The organism is Pirellulales bacterium (assembly GCA_036490175.1).
Taxonomy (GTDB): domain Bacteria; phylum Planctomycetota; class Planctomycetia; order Pirellulales; family JACPPG01; genus JACPPG01.
Map to the genome: position 1 here is coordinate 1 of DASXEJ010000247.1, position 3,808 is coordinate 3,808.

Below are 3,808 nucleotides of genomic sequence, written 5' to 3' on the forward strand. Positions count from 1 at the left end.
ATATTCCTCCATGAGGCCCAGATACACTCCTTCGGCCGCGTCCAGCAGTGGACGCGACAGAACGACCTGCCAACCGGCGAAACCCGCGGTCGTAGGATCTTTGAAAATCGCGATTCCCTCGACGCGCGATCCCAACAGGGCGCTTTTGGGGCCGTCCGCAAAATCGATCGACTGCAATTGTTCCTGCAGCCGAGACAAATCGCTGTCCGAGAAAACAGTCACCGGCAACAATTGCTTGAGCTCATGCGCAGCGGTCCCAAAGATTGCCATCCGCACCAGTTGAGATACCACGAACGGCTCGTTTTGTAGGGCATTCGACAGAATCAGGCCGTCGCACGCCGTCGCGGCGGCACCCGTTGCGTCCTCCGCATGGGCACGCACGTTAGCCTCTAAACGCAGAGCCCGGGCATTGGCGCGTAACGCCTGCAAGTGGCCTTCCGGCAGGGTTATCGCATTCTGGCCCACTAAGAAATCGAAACGAGCTCGGCCGCCGCGCCGGGCCGCCTCGTGCAGTTGACGCAGGGGCTCGGCATGATCGTCGAGGAATTGCCTCGCCAACTCCAATTCGGTCCATGGTCGGCCCGGCCGCGGGGGGTCGTCCGCCTCGCCAACAAACGGCAATTTGCGCGTCTCGACGGTCCCCTCGGACATATTCAGCGTCCGGCCGGCGCGTAACAACAAATCGGTCACATCCTGATCGGCAGGGGGCGGGGCATAATAAGCGTCGAGCTCGGCATAAGTCGTCGGCTCGCCGCGGGCGCGAATTTCTGCCAAACGACGGCTAACCACGCTCTGCCAAGTCCACCACAAAACCAGCGCCAGGCACAGAAGGAATAGTCCCAGCCCTATGGCGCCGAACAGAATCATCCGCGGCCAACGGCTTACAGATTCGTCGCGCTCGCGATTTACCCATTTCATATGGCACGAACACGCCAAATCAATGCCTGGCACCGACATACCATCAACAGCATCCCGGGCAGTGTGCGGCGATCAAACCGCAGTCAAGGATGGCCGAAACCGCGGACGGTCATCGCCAGAATCCACGTAACTGCACTACGTGCAACTACATTGATGCCGACGCCGTTGATGCCGACGATGTTGATGTCCGCGACGTCGGTCCACCGTGAAAGCGCTATAACCCCACAGCGGATCACCGCTGCTGCGCTTCATCATACGGTACGGCTGGCCGCGCAGCACGATGCGCAAGCGAAAATGCCAGGCCGGTGGGCCATTCGTCATAGATCCGAAAAATGGGGGCTGCAACCGAGATAGGAAAAAGCCTCTCGGACCGCCGTCGTCCGAGAGGCTTCGAGAAATCCTGCATCCATTACGCGGCACTCCGCCGTATGATCGCTAGCGCCGCGATCCCGCAAAGGGCCAACACCACTGTCGATGGCTCTGGCACGGTCGCGCAGGCGTTGTTGATCCAGGTAATATCGGCAGCCGTAAGCAGGTTTCCGCCGCTTTGAATGTTATCGGCAAACAACTGCGGATTGTTGTTGTTGCCGAAGGTGTGCACAGCAAAAATCGTGTTGCTGAAGGCATTGATGTTTTGCTGTCCGACGGCATTACCAAAGACATCCGTCAGTCCGTTGACTTTGAACGCCGTCGCGTCAGACATGAAATATGGACCGCCTGAATCGCCGCCGAAGCTCGACCCGGTGCCAAGATTGGGATTGCCAGGACTGACCGGTCCCGGGTTCCACTTGATGTCCGTGTAGGTGTAAATTCCGTGGGCAGCATTGGCGTTGACGCTCGCAGGATTCGCATTGTCAAATCGCTGAATGCCTGACGAGCTCTGCGGCGTAAATCCGTCCTGCACTCCGGCAGTGACGTGAGGCGTGCCCGTGTCGCCGTAACCAACTTCGGTAAACGGACTGGGCATGTTGGCAAGCGTAAGATTCGCCGGCGGCGTCCACAGCTTGAGATCTTGAACGCTGATAAAAAATGGGTCGACGACGCCATACCGGACAATGGCTACCGATAGATCTTCCTTACCGGTCGAACCGCCGCTGACAACATTCGTGTAGTTATACGTATTGGAAAAACTGTTCGCCGTGTTCGTGCCATCGCCAAAGTATCCAAAGCCAATTCCCGAGGCCCCACCAGCAATGACATGGTTGGCGGTCAAGACGCAGAAATAGCCGATCTGCTGTCCGCCCTGATTGACGATGTCGGAATCGATAATCGATCCCGTTCCCAAGTCACTGGTTGGGCCGGTGGTCATGTCGACCACGGAGTAGAAGGTGCTAAATGCCGTGGGATTTGTCGTCTGCTGAATGGGAGCGGTGGCTCGCGCATACTGGTTGAAAACCAGCAAAGCACCGCAGGCCACAGTCATGGCGGCGGGCTTGACGATGCTGTGTAAAAACGTGCCTAGATACACCGCCCCACGATCGAGTGCCCCACAACGTACGGCCTTGCGACGTTCCCTAACTGCTTTGCCGTTCATCAGCGAACTCCCTGTGGATGGAAGGCAGTCGCCGACATTGCAATATAGCGCATGACACCCATCGGGCGCCAACGCCGTCTCGCCTTGCGGCGAACCGCAAAAACAGAAACGACCGAATGCTTGCAGAGTCTATCGCATTAGTAATGCGTGTCAACGAAAAACAATTCTGAACGGCGTAACACATGACGCGGCCCGTAGCTTTTTTGCAATCGCGTTCCGCCATTGACCGCGTAACCCGGACGCTGCTCGATTTCTGTAACATGAGGACTCATAGCAGTCTCAATACGGTGTAACATTCTGTTAGCATCGAGGGCTAACCTCACCGCCGCACCACGTGGGGGGCCTCCCAGAAACCATTCCCAACGGTACGTTCATCACGATAGAACTATCGTCGAGCGCGGCCAGCAGAATCGTTTCCGCCAGTTGCGAGTTCATTGTGACGACCGTGGGCAGATCGGCCGACATCTTCTTATCGCGTGGTATTCACTTTGCGACGCGGCACCTATCTGCACGTGTCGGACGTATCTCTAAGCGGCATCGCGCGGCGATTACCGAGCGCACGTCGCGCTGCACGCCAGGCACGTCGCGACTATACTGGGCGGTGCTTTTGCTATCATGCCGGACGGCCCCCCATTTGCCAGCATTCCAACCCACAATGCCCCTTCCTGCGTCGCGTTCGCGCTTCGGTCCACCGGGAATCGATGTCTGGATCTTTGCCTCGGGCGTGGTGCTGCTGGTCGTGACCGTCGTCCTGTCGCGTGCGCTGGCGACGGAAATGGGCGAGATGCTCACTCGCAACACGGTTCGGCTATCGCTTTCCTGGTACGCTCTGACATTGTGCGTGATGATGCGACTAGCAGCGTGCGATTGGGATGCCAGCACCCCTGCCGGCCGCGCGGCGCGCGACTGCTGGACCTTGGCACTGCTGTGCTTTCTGGTACACCTGTCCATGGCGTTTCACTACTACCATTACTGGTCGCACGCGCATGCTTTTGAACGCACCCGTGAGATCGGCGGCGTCGGCGAGGGCATCTACGTTTCCTATTTATTTACAGTCGTCTGGGCCCTCGACGTGTCGTACTGGTGGTTGCGCCCCACAAGCTATGCGACGCGATCCGCCTGGCTGGGAATCGCCTTGCACGGCTTCATGCTGTTCATCGTTTTCAACAGCACGGTGATCTACGAAACCGGGCCCATCCGCTGGGCTGGTATCTTACTGTTCGGCGGGTTAGCCGCAGTTTGGCTCGCCACCAGACGTCGCCGCCGAAGCCAACTCGCTGGCATGGCCCCGATATAGAGGCCGTTTGGTCAATCGTTCGTGCAGTCCTCGATTCCCGCACCTTTGACGCCTCGCAC

The 3,808-nt window shown here is 58.4% G+C and carries 3 protein-coding genes; 1 reads left to right on the forward strand and 2 read right to left on the reverse strand.

All coding sequences use genetic code 11. The features are described from left to right. Positions 1–918, reverse strand: a 918-nt coding sequence (locus VGG64_18550; protein HEY1601607.1) for a hypothetical protein, incomplete at its 3' end; no start/stop codon positions are given. Between the two features lie 409 nt (positions 919–1,327). After that, positions 1,328–2,452: a hypothetical protein gene (locus VGG64_18555; GenBank protein HEY1601608.1), complete on the reverse strand. Its 1,125-nt coding sequence runs from the start codon at positions 2,450–2,452 to the stop codon at positions 1,328–1,330. Positions 2,453–3,107: 655 nt separating this feature from the next. On the opposite strand from VGG64_18555, the gene VGG64_18560 reads away from it, so the two are divergent. Next, positions 3,108–3,749, forward strand: coding sequence for a hypothetical protein (locus VGG64_18560; GenBank protein HEY1601609.1), 642 nt, complete (start codon positions 3,108–3,110; stop codon positions 3,747–3,749). Positions 3,750–3,808 lie beyond the last annotated feature (59 nt).

Coding starts and splice junctions, on each gene's coding strand:
- VGG64_18555 (HEY1601608.1), bottom strand. CDS start 2,452: ATGAACGGCAAAGCAGTTAGGGAACGTCGCAAGGCCGTACGTTGTGGG.
- VGG64_18560 (HEY1601609.1), top strand. CDS start 3,108: ATGCCCCTTCCTGCGTCGCGTTCGCGCTTCGGTCCACCGGGAATCGAT.